We start from the raw sequence: 13,368 nt of genomic DNA on the forward strand, positions 1-13,368 counted from the left end.
CGCCGCCGCCGCTAGGCGAGCGCGGCGCTTCTGAACGCCGCCGCCAAAGCCTTGAGCGCGTCGCGCGAACGGCCATCAGGCGCCCGGCTGTGCAGCATGACCGGCAGACGCGGGAGCGCGGGCAATCCCAGCCGGTTGCCCACGTTCTCCGCGCCGAACGGCAACATGCGCGGTGCCAGGGCGGCCACGCCCAGGCCGGCCATGACCGCGGCCGCAACAGCCGCCACGCCGCCACCCACGAACACTTCCCGCCACGGCATGCCGGCCGCGTCCAGCGCCGCTTCGGCCATCGCACGCACGCCGCAAGGCTCGGCCATCGTGGCCAAGGGCAGGGGTTCGTCAGCGTGACGCTGCCAGCCCGCAGAGGCGAACCAATGGAAGGGCTCGTTTGTTACGAGTTCGCCGTCGTCGCGGCCCGCGTCCGTGCGAACCAGGGCCGCATCCAGTTCGCGCCGATCAAATCGTTGCAGCAGGTCGGCCGACGAGGCGATGCGGATTTCGACCAGCAACTGGGGGTCTTGCGCATTCATGCGGGCGATCAGGGCGGGTAGCTCCGGACCGGCCACATGGTCGCTGATGCCTATTGCCAGCCGCAAGCGCTGCCCGGCGCGGAAATTCAACACGCGATCGTGGGCTTGCAACAAGCCTCTGGCGTGCTCCAGAAACGCGATGCCATGCGCCGAAAGCTGCACATGCCTCGGCGTGCGTTCGATGAGCCGTACGCCCAACTGCCTTTCCAGCCGCTTGAGCTTCAGGCTGACGGCGGACTGCGTGGTGCCCAGGCCATCGGCGGCGAGGGTGAAGCTGCCGAGTTCAGCGATCTGCACGAACGCCCGCACGGCGCCGATGTCGAGAGGGCGGTCAGTCATTTCAAGTGGTTATCTCTGGTATTTCTTATGATGCGTTGTTGAAATGGATGATAGGCCATAAAGTCCCTCCTCGTACCCTCTTCCACCCAAGGAATCATCATGCCATTTGTCAATATTTCCCTGCGCGCCGGCCAGCCGCCCGCCTATCGGCAGGCCATCTGCGAAGCCGTTTACCAAGCAATGAGAGAGACGTTCAACGTGCCCGAGGATGACGCGTTCATGACCGTGACCGGGCACGAAGCCTGCGATTTCCGTTACGGCAGAAGCTACCTGAACGTGATGCGCAGTGATGAGCTGGTATTCATTCAAATCACCGCGAACGCCACCCGCAGCAAGGAGCAGAAGAAAGCCTTGTATCAAAGCCTTGCGCGGCGGCTCGGCGCCAGCCCCGGCGTGCGCCCCGAGGATGTGTTCGTGAACCTCATCGAAGTGGCGCCCGAAAACTGGTCGCTGGGCCATGGCCTGGCCCAATACGCGACAACGTAGAAACGGATGGCCTGACCGCCGGGCGCGGTGCCGAGCCGCGCGGTCTTGGCACGAATTGTCTTGGGTCGTCGCAAGCCGCGCCACGGCGTTGTCCACGGCTTTGTTATAAAGAGGCCTGACGCCTTTCCTGTCGAGCGGGGGTAACCATTGTCGATCCAAATGCTTGGCCGTGGCGGCCTGTTGCTGCTGCTGGCCGCACTCATGTCCGGATGCTCGTCCTCGTCGCCCCTGAACGTCTGGTCCGCGCCCGCCGCCTCGGGGCCCGCCGCCTCGCGCGTCAGCCTGGAATGCCGGGTCAGCCGCAGCAGTTGCATGTATGACGGCAAGTACGAGGCGGGTGAACGCGACTATGCCGAAGACGAGGCCAAACGGCTGAACCGGGCTGAAATGGAACGCTTGCGCCGCGCCTTCGGCGGCTGAGCCGAGGTCACCACACCCGGGATGGGTTGCGTTGCGCGACCCGTGAACGGGGGCGGGTCGAGGCGGCGGTAAGGGGGCGGTCAGCCGGTCGCGGCCGCCGCGGCCCTGCGGCCGCCGTACAACACGCGCCCGCACACGGCGCCGGCAATCAGCCCGGGTACGCCGCCGGCGAGCAGCGGGAATGTCAGGGCTATCCAGTCGCCCTCCCGCATCGCCACGCCCAGTATGAACACGGTGCCGTACAGGCCACCGAGCAGGGCGGTCCCACAGTACGAGCGCCAGGACACGGCCGCGGGCGTGCAGGCGCCCGCCACCAGGCCGCATAGCAGCGCCGGCACGCCGCCCACCAGGTACGACCAGGGAATCAGCAGGATCGAGGTCACCAGGTGCTCGGCGCTGCGCGCCGCCACGGACAGCATCAGCCACAACACCAGCACGCCGATCGGCGGGCCCATGAACAGGTGGAGCGCGGCGCCGCCGGCTGCGGCGCGTGCTATGCCGCCGGGCGTCTGGCCGGGCGGGCGGCGGACGATGCGCCAGGCCAGCACGGCCAACGACAGTAGCGCCAGCGCGCCGATGGAGAACAACAGCATGGCGTGGCGCTTCAGTCTTCGGCGGGACGGTTGGGGAACAGATTCAACGACAGGATGGCATCGGGATAGGTCGCCAGCAGCATGCCCGCAAGGTGGCCATGCAAGGCGCCGAACAGCGGCCAGGTCAACGGCTCGCTGCCGGGCAGCAGATCCAGCAGCATCAGTTGGCCGGTGCGTACCGTGCCCACGAAATAGGCGCGCTCGTCGTGCTGGCCGGTAGGCGTGGCGCGATAGATTTTGGTGGCGCGGCCGCCGTCGTCCTTGCGCCAGGTGTTGCCGCCGGAAGTGCCCTTGGCACCAATCGAGGGGATGTCCGCCTGGATGGTTTCCCAGAGGGCGCGGGCGTTGGTGGCGTAAACGACGATGGTCATGGCGGACGCATTCCTGTCGGGGACGGGGAGTGGCAAAAGTAACAATGCCGCCGCATTCCGGCAAGACCGGCTGGCCACGCCGGGCGCCTCAATCGTCCACCTCGCCGTTCACCACAGGCCGCCACCGATGCATGGCTGGTGGCGCCGGCATCGCGCGGGCTGCGGTCGTGCTGTCTCATGGCGTCCGGGGCCGGGGCGACCGGGCCGAGATCGTCAAGCAATGTCAGGAACCGCGCGGAATTTGCATTGCTTTGAAGTCGTAACGTCCTGCCCGCGCTACCTTCGCGCTTTCAATCGCGGAGGGCGAAACATGTACTCATTATCCAAGCGCTGCGGCGCGGAATTCTTCGGCACGTTCTGGCTGGTGCTGGGCGGCTGCGGCGCGGCGGTGCTGGCGGCGGGGTTCCCGCAGTTGGGCATCGGCTTTGCCGGGGTCGCGCTGGCGTTCGGCCTGACAGTGCTGACCATGGCGTTTGCCGTCGGCCACATTTCGGGCGGGCACTTCAATCCCGCGGTCACGGTCGGGCTGGTCGCCGCAGGGCGTTTCCCGGCCCGCGACATCCTGCCCTATGTGGCGGCCCAGGTGCTGGGCGCGATCGCGGCGGCGGCGGTGCTGGCGGCCATCGCCAATGGCCAACAGGGCTTTGACCTGCAGGCCAGCCGCTTCGCCGCCAACGGTTTCGACGCCTATTCGCCGGGCAAGTATTCCCTGGTTGCCGCCCTGGTGACGGAAGTCGTGATGACGGCGGGCTTTCTGTTCGTGATCCTGGGCGCCACGTCCGTGCGCGCGCCGGCCGGCTTCGCGGCGATCCCGATCGGCCTGGCGTTGACGCTGATCCATCTGGTCAGCATCCCGGTCACCAATACCTCGGTGAACCCGGCCCGTTCCACCGGCCCGGCGCTGTTCGTGGGCGGTTGGGCGTTGGAGCAATTGTGGCTGTTCTGGGTGGCGCCCATCGTCGGCGCGGTCATCGGCGCGCTGGCCTATCGGCTGGTGAGCGAACCGGCCACGCAGGCGTGACCCGCGCGCGGCGGCGGCTCGCTCAATCCAGGGCCGGCAGCCGTGCCAATTGCGCGTCGTCGGGAAAGCCCAGGGTGCGGTAGCGCGCCGGATAGCGGTCTTCGCGTTCGAGCAGCGGCGCCAGTTCGGCCGCCGCCTGCTCCCAGCTCACCACCCGAACCTCGCCCAAATCGTCGGCGGCCTCCGGGCGCACCAACGCCAGGCGGTCGACCTTGGGCAGCGAGGTCGCCACGCCGCGGGTCCACGTGGCCAGCGAGAACGAGGCGGCCGGGTCGTCGCTCTGCGTGAACAGGTTGTAGGTAGCCACGAACAGGTCGATACCGCGTGCTTCGTGCAGGCGATCCAGGGCTTCTTTCTGCGCCTCGTAATCGCCCTGCGCCAATACCCGCGCCAGGTGCGCCAGCGGGCGGGCGAGGAGGGGCTGTTGCGGCCGGTAGCGTTCGAGCCCGGCGGTGCCGTAGCGGTACATGCAGGGCGATACGGGGCGGCCATGCGCCACCACCTGCAGACAGAGTTCCGTCATTTTCAACAGCCCGGCCTCATCGCCATCGCCGCTGACCAGCAGCAGGTCGCGGGTCGGCATCATGAATATCGGCCGGCCGCGCACCGGAATGCGCTCCAGCATGTCGGGCAGCAGCGCACGGCTGATGTCGTAACCGTCTTCCCAGCCGCCGCCGTACACGCCGGCAGCCACCTCCACGAAATGGTCGACCGCTTCGCGCAGATTGTCGATGGCGATGGCCAGGGCCTCGTCGAACGACAGGCCCCATTGCGCATCGGGCCCGTGGGTGAGCGTGGCGATGGACTCAGGGTGATCGAGCGCCAGCATCACCACGCAATCGTCGCCAAAGGGGCGTAGCGCCGGATGGAAGCCGCTGTCGTTGCCGTCGCTGCGCAGGTGGTGCAGGCGCACCGCTTCGAGCATGGCGCGGCCGCGGATCACCGGACGCAGCAGCGGGCGGGCCTCGGCCAGCGACGCCGGGTGCGTCTGGCTGCTGGTTAACAGGGTGGAGACATAGCCTTGCAGGGCGCCCTGGCGCTGCCCGCCCGGAGCGTCGCAATAGGCGTTGTACGCGTTGTGCAAATTGAAGTACGACCCTGCGCCGTGCAGCAACTGGAACTCATCCGCCTTGTAGCCCAGTTCGCCCCTGAAGCCGCGCTGCCGCGCGGCGGCGATGAACAGCGCGGCAAACTGCTCCTGGGTGGGCTTGCGCCGCAACAGCGCGTCTAGGAATCCCATGTTTGCCTCACGAGTTGGTGCCGGATGGCCCGCCGCCGGCAATGTGCTTGACCGGCCCAGTCCAGGGGCATTGGCGCCCAGGGTATGTTGTAGCAGGGTTTTCCCGCTCGTCCATGGGTTTGGCCGCGCGGGGCCGGGCCGACGCGGCGTTTTCGTCGCCGTCGCACAACGCCAGCGGCTGGGCACGCGGCAACGCATGATTTCCCGCCGCCGCGTCCTCGCAAAAAAGCGACGCGTCGGGCCGGATCCGGGGCAGGCAGGTTGTACATTACGCTCTTACTACCTGCTTCATCTTTTACAGGATTGCCTCACCATGACCGCCCCGGAAGTCGTCATCTCGCCCTCGATCACCTGCGCCAACGACCGGCCTTTCGTGCTGTTCGGCGGGATCAACGTGCTGGAATCCAAGGATCTGGCGCTGCGCGCCTGCGAGGAATACCAGCGCGTGACCACCAGGCTGGGCATTCCCTACGTGTTCAAGGCGTCGTTCGACAAGGCCAACCGCTCGTCGATCCATTCCTATCGCGGTCCGGGCCTGGAAGAGGGCATGAAGATCTTCGAGGCGGTCAAGCAGAACTTCGGCGTGCCGGTCATCACCGACGTGCATGAGCCCTGGCAGGCGGCGCCCGTGGCGGAAGTGGCCGACATCCTGCAATTGCCGGCGTTCCTCGCCCGCCAGACCGACCTGGTGGTGGCACTGGCCAAGACCGGCCGTGTCGTCAACATCAAGAAGCCGCAGTTCCTCAGCCCCACCCAGGTGCTCAACATCGTCGAGAAATTCACCGAGGCCGGCAACCAGCAGATCATCCTGTGCGACCGCGGCACCAGTTTCGGCTACGACAACCTGGTGGTGGACATGCTGGGTTTTGGCGTCATGAAGAAAGTGACCGGCAACCGGCCGGTCATTTTCGACGTCACCCATGCGCTGCAACAGCGCTCGGCCCTGGACGCGGCCTCGGGCGGACGCCGCGAGCAGGTGGCGGAACTGGCGCGGGCGGGCATGGGCGTGGGGCTGGCGGGGCTGTTCCTGGAGGCTCACCCGGATCCCCGCAACGCCAAGTGCGACGGCCCCAGCGCGCTGCCGCTGGACAAGCTCGAACCCTTCCTGACCCAGCTCAAGCAGCTGGATGACCTGGTGAAATCCTTTGCGCCCATCGATATCGAACCCTGACGGCTGTCATCGCGGATCCGCGAAGTTGTTATACGATCCGGGCCACCCAATCTGAGGGAAGCCCGAATGTTCTACGCGATCGTCGCCGTACGCAAAGATGCCGTGAGTGGCCATATCGCCTACGTGCGTTGGGGCCTGGCCGAACGCGGCGTGCCCGGCTGGGTCAGCGAGCCCGTGACCGCGGCCGCGTCCGAGGTGATCGAGGCCATCAACGCCGGCGCCGATGTCGAAACCCTGATCAGCGTGGATGGCGTGGCGGTGGCCTCGCGCCCGGTGCGGGTGCTGACCGGCGATGACGGACGCGAGCATCTGGCCTCGGTGCCGGTGCCCAGTTCCACCCTGCATACGGTGTTCGACCTGCCGGAGTTCTGACCGGCCCGCCCGGGGCCGGCGGCGCGGGCATGGCGCTTGCTGCCCAGTGTCTCTTGTGTACCGCTGCGCGGCCTGCGTGGCCGTGGCGAGGCTACAGGGGGATCCAGCATGGACCATAACGAAATGATGGCCCGCATGATCAGCAGGCCTGTCGCACCCGGCAAGCCCCAGGGTTGGGACGGCATCCTGTCCGCCTACGCGGACTGCCTGATGCGGGTGCAAGGCAAGTTGACCGACGACGACATGGGACGCTTTCTGGATGTCGGCGCGCAGGTGTTCCGCACTTGTTGCCAGGAAGAGGCCCGGCAACGCTGGACCGCCGAGCAACTGGCGGCCTATCACCGCAAGCCGCCGCTGGGCGGCTGAGCGGGCCGGCGCGGCGGCCGGGCCGCTTCAGAGACACTGGCGCAAGGCGAACTTGCGGCCAAAGGCGCGGATGACATCGCCGTCGACCGAGGCGGCCACATCCCAGTGATCGCCGCGCGTGACCAGCATCGATTGCGACGCCAACGCGTGGCGCAGCGCGAACAGCCAGAAAGCGGCTTCGGAACCGACCGGCGCCAGGTCGTGGGGGCCGATCCGCAAGCGCGCCGGGCGCGGGGTGGCACCCAGCGACCAACGCAGCGCGATCGCCAGGAAGGCAAAGCGCGCCGATACCGACGAGGGCTGCACGCAAAGCACGCGGATCTTGGGTTGCATGGTCAGTGAACTCCACGGTTGTGACTCAGCGTAGCAAAGAAGCGGACACGCTTCCATACCGCCTTTGGCCGATCGCGCGCCAGCAGCGGGCGACGGCGTCGGCACGGGTCAGTCCGCCGGCAGCCGGGTAAAGACGTTGGTGACGATCATCTGATCGGGACGCCGGGCATCGGGGGCCGGCGGCGGCATCAGCTTGTCGATTTCCTTGCGATCCTGGACCCGTGTGAGGGTCAGGTGGTCGCCCTGGATTTTCACGTAGCGGATGGAAGCCACGCCGATCTCGAGCCGGGTGGTGGATTGCTCCAGGGTCTGTTCGATGCGCTTGGCATCGAGCCAGCGGTAAGTGCCGCTGGACATCGCGCCCGGGCCCTGCATCGACCAGGTACCGTCGCCGCGGAACTCCGCCACGCCCGCGCCGCCCGAGGGCTGCGGCGGCAATGCCTGGCCGTCGGCCGTGCGCAGCATGGTCTGGTGCCGCCATTTGCCCACCAGGGCCTGCTTGATCTCCGGCGCCGGCGGTTGGGCGGGCGCGGCCGCCGGCAGTAGCGCGGCGGTGCCAAACAGGACCGCCAGGAAAGAATGGCGCGAGAGCTTCATGTTGCGGAACAAGGGATCCAGGTTGCGGGAAGGGGGCGCGGCGGGCCGCCTGGGGCCGGCCCGCGCCCGTCGTGTCGCATTATGCGCGACGACGGCGCTTGCCGCGAGGGCCGGCACGCGGCCGGCCCGGGCTCAGGGCAGGCGCAGGCCTTGCAGCAGCAGTTCCAACGCCCGCAGGGCGTGCGCCAGACGCGCCTGGCCATCGTCCTCGGCAATCCAGAAGGCGCTTTCGGCCAGGCCGCCGTGCAGCATGCGGGCCAGCGCGCGGGGCTCGGCCGGCGCGATTTCGCCCCGCTCCATGAGTTCGTGCAGCAGGGTGGCGAGCGACGCGGTGCATTGTTCCTGCGCCGCGGCGCCAGTCTGGCCCAGCACGGCGCGCGCGTCCTGCAGCACGATGCGGCGGATCTCCGGTTCGGCCGCCATCGCCAGATAGGCGCGGCAGCGCTCGCGCAGGGCGGTCCAGGGATCGGCGGCGTCGCGGGAAATGGCTTGCAAACGTTGTTCCATTTCGTGGTCGATCTGCGCGGCGACCGCCGCCAGCAGGCCCTGTTTGTCACCGAAATGGTGATACAACGCTCCTCGGGTCAGTCCGGCCGCCGCGGTGAGATCATCCATCGAGGTGGCCGCGTAGCCGACGCGGCGAAACGACTCGCGCGCCGTCGCCAGCAGTTTTCCGCGGGTTTGCTCAATCATCTCGGCGCGCGATCGTGCCATGTCCGGCTCCATAAACCTACGAAGCGTATGTTAATTGACATCCGCCGCGCAGGTGAATACGATCTTACATACGTTACGTATGTCAATATATCCGGCGGCTCCGCCGCCGGCCTGCAACATCCCCAGAGGTGCCGGGTGTCCAATCCCTATCGCGAGTTGTTCCAGGCGCCCGGCGCCGCCGCGTTCGTTGCCGCCTGCGCCGTGGCGCGGCTGGCCCTACCCATGACCGGCATCGGCATCATCACCATGCTGTCGCAGGTGCGCGGCGCCTACACCCTGGCGGGCGCGGTGGCGGCCACGTTCGCGCTGGCCACGGCGCTGCTGGCCCCGCGCATCTCGCGCCTGGTGGATCGCCACGGCCAGGGTCGCGTCTTGCCGCTGGCCGCCGGCGCCAGTGTGGCCGGGCTGGCCGGCCTGGCTCTGTGCGTGCGGCTGCAGGCGCCTGACTGGACCCTGTTTGTATTCGCGGCGCTGGCCGGCAGCCTGCCGAGCATGCCTGCCATGGCGCGGGCGCGCTGGACCGAAATCTATCGCGAGCGCCCGCAACTGCGCACCGCCTACGCGCTCGAATCGGTATTCGATGAGCTGAGCTTCATCATCGGGCCGCCGCTGGCGGTGGGGCTGTGCGTGATCCTGTTTCCCGAGGCGGGCCCCCTGGGCGCGGCGCTGCTGCTGGGCCTGGGCGTTGCCGCCTTCGTCATGCAGCGGGCCACCGCGCCGGCGGTGCAGCCGCGTCTGCAGGGCCGCGAAGCCTCGGTGCTGGCCGTGCCGTTGATGCGCCAGCTGACCGCCATGATGGCCGCGATGGGCGTCATCGTCGGCACGATCGATGTGCTGAGCGTGGCCTTCGCGCGCCAGCAGGGCGTGCCGGCGGGCGCCAGCGCGGTGTTATCGGCCTACGCGTTGGGCTCCTGCGGCGCGGGGCTGGCGTTCGGTGTGCTGAAGTTCCAGATGCCGTTGGCGCGCATGCTGGCCATCGCCGCCAGCGTCACCGCCTTCACCACCTTGCCGCTTTTGTGGGTGGGGGATCTGCTCACGCTGTCGCTGGGCGTGCTGCTGGCGGGCCTGTCGTTCGCGCCGACCATGATCATCGCCATGGCGCTGGTGGAAAGCACCGTGCCGGGACGGCGCCTGACCGAAGGGCTGACCTGGCTGGTCACGGGCCTGGGCGTGGGGGTGGCGGCGGGGGCGGCGCTGGCCGGTGGAATCGTCGATCGCTACGGCGTCGGCGCGGGCTTCTGGACCGCCGTCGGCGCCGGCGTCGTGGTGCTGCTGGTGGCCCTGTATGCGGCCCGTGGTGCCCGATCCGCGCCGGCCACGGCCTGAGCCGTCTTGCGGCCCTAGAATCAACCCATCCATGCGCCGCGGATCGCGGCACCCGCCAGGAGACCCCCCATGACCCGTACCGTCGTCAATCCCGAAAGCGTGTTCAACAGCGTGCAATACGGCTTCAGCCAGGCCGTCATCGTGACCGGTCAGCGCCGCATGCTGCTGTCGGGCCAGGTCGGCGTCGACGCCGACGAACGCACCGTCGGGCCCGGCTTGCAGGAACAGACCGAAGCCGCGCTGGACAACGTCGAGCGCGTGCTGGCCGCGGCCGGCGCCACCTTGGCCCAGGTCATCATGCTGCGTATCTACATCTGCGAAAGCGCGCGCGAAGACCAGGAAGTGATCGCGCAAGCGCTGCGCGACCGCTTCCCGCAAGACCCGCCGCCGTCGTCGTGGATCATCGTCAGCGGCCTGTCACTGCCGCAATGGCTGATCGAGATCGAGGCCGAGGCGATGCTGGACTGACGCGCCGGCCCCCACCGCCGGGGTTCGTCCTCAGGCCTTGTCGCGCCATGGCGTGACGGCGAACGCCGTCCGCAAATGCGCCAGGAACCCCGCCGTGCGCGCCGGCAGTTCCTGGCGCGATTTCACCAGCGCTACCACGTTGGCCTCGGGCAGGCTCCAGCCCGCCAACAGCGGCACCAGCGCGCGCGCCTTCACGTGCTCGGCCACATCCCATTCGGAGCGCGCCACGATGCCATGTCCGGCCAGCGCCCAGGCCACCGCCGCCGCGCCCGCGTTGCTCGACAGCACCGGCGCGATGCGCACGCCCACCGCCGGTCCGCGACCGCGCTTGAAGCGCCACAGGGTGACATCCTCTTCGTTCTCGCGCAGCGCAATGCAGGCATGGTCGCGCAGATCCTCGGGTTTGGCCGGCGCCCCGTGGCGTGCCAGGTAGGCGGGCGACGCGCACAGGATGCGCCGGTTCGGCGCCAGCGGATAGGCTACCAGGGTGGAATCGCGCAGCTCGCCGATGTGGATCATTACGTCCCAGTCATCGCTGGCCAGGCGCGGCGGGCCGTCCGACAGCGTCAGGCTGGCCGTCACGTCGGCCTGTTCCTCGCGGAATCCGGCCACCAGCGCGGCGACATAGCGCTGGCCGAAACCCAGCGGCGCCACCACACGCAGATGGCCGGCCACCACGCCGCGGCGGCCGGCCAGCTCATCGGCCAAGTCGTTCAGTTCGCCGCAGATCTGGCCGGCGCGCAGCGCCAGCAGCCGGCCTTCGTCGGTCAAGGCGGTGCCGCGTCCCGAGCGGTTTACCAGCCGCACGCCCAGGCGCTTTTCCAGCGCGTGCAGCCGCTGCGTCACCGCCGGCGGGGTCACATCCAGCGCGCGGGCGGCCTGCGCCAGCGAACTGGTGGCGGCCAGACTCAGGAAGAAGCGTAGGTCGTCCGTTGTGATCATTCAGTGCGGCCTTAATGATTGATTAAGCCATCATTAAACACGTAAGCCCCTGGGCGCGCCATACTCCTGCCATGCGGATCCGCCCGGGCGGCGCCCGCGCCGCTCCCGTCCGTACCGCCCGTTACTGTTCCGTCGATATTGCCATGACCTCTGCCTGCGCCACCCTGGATACGCTGGAAACGCCCTGCCTGTTGTTGGACGAAACCCGCATGACGCGCAACATCGAGCGCCTGAACAACCTCATGGCCGGCCATGGCGTGCAACTGCGTCCGCATCTGAAGACGCCCAAGTCGATCGAGGTCGCGCGCCGCGTCATGGCGCGTCCCGAGGGGCCGGCGGCGGTTTCGACGCTGCAGGAGGCCGAGCAGTTCGCGGCCGCCGGCGTCACCGATCTGCTGTATGCGGTGGGCGTGGCGCCCGCCAAGCTCGACCGCGTGCTGGCGCTGCGCCGACGCGGGATCGACCTGACCGTGGTGGTCGACAGTGTCGATGCCGCTCGGGCGGTGGCCGCGCGCGCCGCCGAGGCGGGCGCGGCCATTCCCGCCCTGATCGAAATCGATTGCGACGGCCACCGCGCGGGGGTGGCGCCTGGCCACACCGACCAGTTGCTGGCGATTGCGCGCACCCTGCATGCGGCGGCGTGCCTGCGCGGCGTCATGACCCACGCCGGTGAATCCTACGGTTGCCGCAGCCTGGAGGCGATCGCCGTCATGGCCGAACAGGAACGCGCCGCCGCGGTCGGTTGCGCCGAGGCGATCCGTGCCGCCGGCCTGCCGTGTCTGGTGGTCAGCGTGGGTTCCACGCCCACCGCCCACTTCGCCCGCAGTCTGGCCGGCGTGACCGAGGTGCGGGCGGGTGTCTATGTGTTTTTCGACCTGGTCATGGCCGGGCTCGGCGTGTGCGCCGTGGACGACATCGCCGCCTCCGTGCTGACCACGGTGATCGGCCACCAGCCCGACAAGGGCTGGATCCTGGTGGACGCGGGCTGGATGGCCATGTCGCGCGATCGCGGCACGGCAAAGCAGCCGGTGGATCAGTTGTATGGACTGGTGTGTGATGCCGACGGCAAGGTTTATCCCGATCTGCTACTGGCCGAAACCAACCAGGAGCAGGGCATCATCAAACTGCGCGCCGGCAGCGCCGCCACCTTGCCGGACCTGCCGCTGGGCACCAGGCTGCGGATCGTGCCCAACCATGCCTGCGCCACCTGCGCCCAGCACGACGCTTACCAGGTCGTGCGCGGCGGCGACCGCCGCGTCGTGGCGCAGTGGCAACGTTTTCGCGGCTGGTAGCCCGGTCGTCCCGCACAGGAGTCCAGATGGACATCATTGACACCCCCGACGCCACGGCGCCCGCCGGCCATTATTCCCAGGCCGTGCGCGCCAACGGCTTTGTCTTTGTTTCCGGCCAGCTCGGGTTCCTGCCGCCGGCCCGGCCCGGCGAGCGGCCGCAACTGGCGCAAGGCGTGGCCGCGCAGACCGAGGCCGCCTTGGACAGCCTGGCGGCCATCCTGAGGGCCGCGGGCGCGTCGATGGCCTCGGTGGTCAACGTCACCGTCTACATTCCCGACATCGGCCTGTGGAACGACGTGAATCGCGTCTACGAACGCCGCTTCGGCGATCACCGCCCGGCCCGCGCCATCGTGCCGACCCGCGCATTGCACTACGGCGCCCTGGTGGAGATCAGCGCCGTCGCCGTCGCGCCGCGGCACTGAGGGCCCTGCGCGCCCGCCTATAATCCGGTCGCCTCAACACAGCAGGGGAGTCCGTCCGCATGCACTACGAATACCTGTTCTGGTCCATGGCCGCCATGGTGGCGGTGGCGTTGGTGGGCGGCTCGCTCTGCGGCCGGCTGCGTTCGGCCGGCCGCGTGCTGGCTGGCGTGGCCGCGCTGGCGGCAGTGGTTGGCGTCGCGGTGGTGGCGTTGTCGCGGTCGGCCGGCTTCGGCGACCAGTCGGCGATGCTGGCGATCGCCGCGTTCATGTTCAGCCTGGTGATCGGCGCCGCGGCCGCGTTGCTGACGCGCCGCATCCTGCGGCGCCGCTGAGGGCGCCCGGGCGGCAGGCGCCGCCCCGGGCCG

General features: G+C 68.8%; 19 protein-coding genes. 11 read left to right on the forward strand and 8 right to left on the reverse strand.

Features of this window, described 5'->3' with window-relative positions; translation table 11 throughout:
- Positions 1-11: 11 nt before the first annotated feature.
- Positions 12-869 (reverse strand): LysR family transcriptional regulator, encoded by an 858-nt coding sequence (locus tag ACN6O8_RS19180; protein ID WP_427992587.1) that lies wholly within the window; start codon positions 867-869, stop codon positions 12-14.
- Between the two features lie 99 nt (positions 870-968).
- Between ACN6O8_RS19180 and ACN6O8_RS19185 the strand changes: the two genes are divergently transcribed.
- Entirely contained in the window at positions 969-1,355 is a 387-nt protein-coding gene (locus ACN6O8_RS19185; protein ID WP_427992588.1) for a tautomerase family protein, read from the forward strand.
- 147 nt (positions 1,356-1,502) lie between these two features.
- On the forward strand, positions 1,503-1,775 hold the full coding sequence (locus tag ACN6O8_RS19190) for a hypothetical protein (protein WP_427992589.1): 273 nt from the start codon (positions 1,503-1,505) through the stop codon (positions 1,773-1,775).
- Between the two features lie 80 nt (positions 1,776-1,855).
- On the opposite strand, the gene ACN6O8_RS19195 is transcribed toward ACN6O8_RS19190, so the two are convergent.
- Together ACN6O8_RS19195 and ACN6O8_RS19200 are read right to left on the reverse strand one after the other, a co-directional pair.
- Positions 1,856-2,368: a hypothetical protein gene (locus tag ACN6O8_RS19195; protein WP_427992590.1), complete on the reverse strand. Its 513-nt coding sequence runs from the start codon at positions 2,366-2,368 to the stop codon at positions 1,856-1,858.
- 11 nt (positions 2,369-2,379) lie between these two features.
- Complete coding sequence (locus tag ACN6O8_RS19200) at positions 2,380-2,739, reverse strand: hypothetical protein (protein WP_427992591.1); 360 nt, start codon at positions 2,737-2,739, stop codon at positions 2,380-2,382.
- Positions 2,740-3,049: 310 nt separating this feature from the next.
- Between ACN6O8_RS19200 and aqpZ the strand changes: the two genes are divergently transcribed.
- Positions 3,050-3,760: an aquaporin Z gene (gene aqpZ, locus ACN6O8_RS19205; RefSeq protein ID WP_427992592.1), complete on the forward strand. Its 711-nt coding sequence runs from the start codon at positions 3,050-3,052 to the stop codon at positions 3,758-3,760.
- A gap of 22 nt (positions 3,761-3,782) precedes the next feature.
- Here the strand turns inward: aqpZ and ACN6O8_RS19210 are convergent, their stop codons facing one another.
- Positions 3,783-5,000, reverse strand: coding sequence for a hypothetical protein (locus ACN6O8_RS19210; RefSeq protein WP_427992593.1), 1,218 nt, complete (start codon positions 4,998-5,000; stop codon positions 3,783-3,785).
- Between the two features lie 313 nt (positions 5,001-5,313).
- Between ACN6O8_RS19210 and kdsA the strand changes: the two genes are divergently transcribed.
- The 3 genes from kdsA (at position 5,314) to ACN6O8_RS19225 (ending at position 6,909) form a co-directional block, all read left to right on the forward strand.
- Positions 5,314-6,171, forward strand: a complete 858-nt coding sequence (gene kdsA, locus ACN6O8_RS19215) for a 3-deoxy-8-phosphooctulonate synthase (protein ID WP_427992594.1) — start codon at positions 5,314-5,316, stop codon at positions 6,169-6,171.
- 66 nt (positions 6,172-6,237) lie between these two features.
- The gene (locus ACN6O8_RS19220) at positions 6,238-6,543 is read left to right on the forward strand and encodes a carbohydrate isomerase (RefSeq protein ID WP_427992595.1); all 306 of its coding nucleotides are present in this window, start codon (positions 6,238-6,240) and stop codon (positions 6,541-6,543) included.
- 108 nt (positions 6,544-6,651) lie between these two features.
- Positions 6,652-6,909: a hypothetical protein gene (locus tag ACN6O8_RS19225; protein ID WP_427992596.1), complete on the forward strand. Its 258-nt coding sequence runs from the start codon at positions 6,652-6,654 to the stop codon at positions 6,907-6,909.
- Between the two features lie 27 nt (positions 6,910-6,936).
- On the opposite strand, the gene ACN6O8_RS19230 is transcribed toward ACN6O8_RS19225, so the two are convergent.
- The 3 genes from ACN6O8_RS19230 to ACN6O8_RS19240 all read right to left on the reverse strand — a co-directional run bounded on the left by ACN6O8_RS19230 (position 6,937) and on the right by ACN6O8_RS19240 (position 8,553).
- Positions 6,937-7,242 (reverse strand): hypothetical protein, encoded by a 306-nt coding sequence (locus ACN6O8_RS19230; RefSeq protein WP_427992597.1) that lies wholly within the window; start codon positions 7,240-7,242, stop codon positions 6,937-6,939.
- 108 nt (positions 7,243-7,350) lie between these two features.
- Positions 7,351-7,839 (reverse strand): hypothetical protein, encoded by a 489-nt coding sequence (locus tag ACN6O8_RS19235; RefSeq protein ID WP_427992598.1) that lies wholly within the window; start codon positions 7,837-7,839, stop codon positions 7,351-7,353.
- A gap of 132 nt (positions 7,840-7,971) precedes the next feature.
- Positions 7,972-8,553, reverse strand: a complete 582-nt coding sequence (locus ACN6O8_RS19240; protein ID WP_427992599.1) for a TetR/AcrR family transcriptional regulator — start codon at positions 8,551-8,553, stop codon at positions 7,972-7,974.
- 135 nt (positions 8,554-8,688) lie between these two features.
- Between ACN6O8_RS19240 and ACN6O8_RS19245 the strand changes: the two genes are divergently transcribed.
- A complete protein-coding gene (locus ACN6O8_RS19245) occupies positions 8,689-9,879 on the forward strand; it encodes an MFS transporter (protein WP_427992600.1) in 1,191 nt (396 codons plus the stop codon).
- 69 nt (positions 9,880-9,948) lie between these two features.
- Positions 9,949-10,347, forward strand: coding sequence for a RidA family protein (locus tag ACN6O8_RS19250; protein ID WP_427992601.1), 399 nt, complete (start codon positions 9,949-9,951; stop codon positions 10,345-10,347).
- 30 nt (positions 10,348-10,377) lie between these two features.
- On the opposite strand, the gene ACN6O8_RS19255 is transcribed toward ACN6O8_RS19250, so the two are convergent.
- Positions 10,378-11,289, reverse strand: coding sequence for a LysR family transcriptional regulator (locus ACN6O8_RS19255; RefSeq protein WP_427992602.1), 912 nt, complete (start codon positions 11,287-11,289; stop codon positions 10,378-10,380).
- A 143-nt stretch (positions 11,290-11,432) separates the two neighbouring features.
- Here ACN6O8_RS19255 and ACN6O8_RS19260 point away from each other — a divergent pair, with 143 nt between their 5' ends.
- From ACN6O8_RS19260 to ACN6O8_RS19270, 3 genes are read left to right on the forward strand one after another with little or no spacing between them, the layout of a single operon-like run.
- Complete coding sequence (locus ACN6O8_RS19260) at positions 11,433-12,581, forward strand: DSD1 family PLP-dependent enzyme (protein ID WP_427992603.1); 1,149 nt, start codon at positions 11,433-11,435, stop codon at positions 12,579-12,581.
- A gap of 26 nt (positions 12,582-12,607) precedes the next feature.
- On the forward strand, positions 12,608-13,003 hold the full coding sequence (locus ACN6O8_RS19265) for a RidA family protein (protein WP_427992604.1): 396 nt from the start codon (positions 12,608-12,610) through the stop codon (positions 13,001-13,003).
- Between the two features lie 59 nt (positions 13,004-13,062).
- On the forward strand, positions 13,063-13,335 hold the full coding sequence (locus ACN6O8_RS19270) for a hypothetical protein (RefSeq protein ID WP_427992605.1): 273 nt from the start codon (positions 13,063-13,065) through the stop codon (positions 13,333-13,335).
- The last annotated feature ends 33 nt before the right edge of the window (positions 13,336-13,368 follow it).

This window comes from Achromobacter sp., assembly GCF_050285565.1.
Lineage (GTDB): Bacteria > Pseudomonadota > Gammaproteobacteria > Burkholderiales > Burkholderiaceae_B > Achromobacter.

Bases quoted from the DNA above. Each gene is read 5' to 3' on its own strand.
- ACN6O8_RS19180 (WP_427992587.1), bottom strand. From the start codon at position 869: ATGACTGACCGCCCTCTCGACATCGGCGCCGTGCGGGCGTTCGTGCAG.
- ACN6O8_RS19185 (WP_427992588.1), top strand. From the start codon at position 969: ATGCCATTTGTCAATATTTCCCTGCGCGCCGGCCAGCCGCCCGCCTAT.
- ACN6O8_RS19195 (WP_427992590.1), bottom strand. From the start codon at position 2,368: ATGCTGTTGTTCTCCATCGGCGCGCTGGCGCTACTGTCGTTGGCCGTG.
- ACN6O8_RS19200 (WP_427992591.1), bottom strand. From the start codon at position 2,739: ATGACCATCGTCGTTTACGCCACCAACGCCCGCGCCCTCTGGGAAACC.
- aqpZ (WP_427992592.1), top strand. From the start codon at position 3,050: ATGTACTCATTATCCAAGCGCTGCGGCGCGGAATTCTTCGGCACGTTC.
- ACN6O8_RS19210 (WP_427992593.1), bottom strand. From the start codon at position 5,000: ATGGGATTCCTAGACGCGCTGTTGCGGCGCAAGCCCACCCAGGAGCAG.
- kdsA (WP_427992594.1), top strand. From the start codon at position 5,314: ATGACCGCCCCGGAAGTCGTCATCTCGCCCTCGATCACCTGCGCCAAC.
- ACN6O8_RS19220 (WP_427992595.1), top strand. From the start codon at position 6,238: ATGTTCTACGCGATCGTCGCCGTACGCAAAGATGCCGTGAGTGGCCAT.
- ACN6O8_RS19225 (WP_427992596.1), top strand. From the start codon at position 6,652: ATGGACCATAACGAAATGATGGCCCGCATGATCAGCAGGCCTGTCGCA.
- ACN6O8_RS19230 (WP_427992597.1), bottom strand. From the start codon at position 7,242: ATGCAACCCAAGATCCGCGTGCTTTGCGTGCAGCCCTCGTCGGTATCG.
- ACN6O8_RS19235 (WP_427992598.1), bottom strand. From the start codon at position 7,839: ATGAAGCTCTCGCGCCATTCTTTCCTGGCGGTCCTGTTTGGCACCGCC.
- ACN6O8_RS19240 (WP_427992599.1), bottom strand. From the start codon at position 8,553: ATGGCACGATCGCGCGCCGAGATGATTGAGCAAACCCGCGGAAAACTG.
- ACN6O8_RS19250 (WP_427992601.1), top strand. From the start codon at position 9,949: ATGACCCGTACCGTCGTCAATCCCGAAAGCGTGTTCAACAGCGTGCAA.
- ACN6O8_RS19255 (WP_427992602.1), bottom strand. From the start codon at position 11,289: ATGATCACAACGGACGACCTACGCTTCTTCCTGAGTCTGGCCGCCACC.
- ACN6O8_RS19260 (WP_427992603.1), top strand. From the start codon at position 11,433: ATGACCTCTGCCTGCGCCACCCTGGATACGCTGGAAACGCCCTGCCTG.
- ACN6O8_RS19265 (WP_427992604.1), top strand. From the start codon at position 12,608: ATGGACATCATTGACACCCCCGACGCCACGGCGCCCGCCGGCCATTAT.
- ACN6O8_RS19270 (WP_427992605.1), top strand. From the start codon at position 13,063: ATGCACTACGAATACCTGTTCTGGTCCATGGCCGCCATGGTGGCGGTG.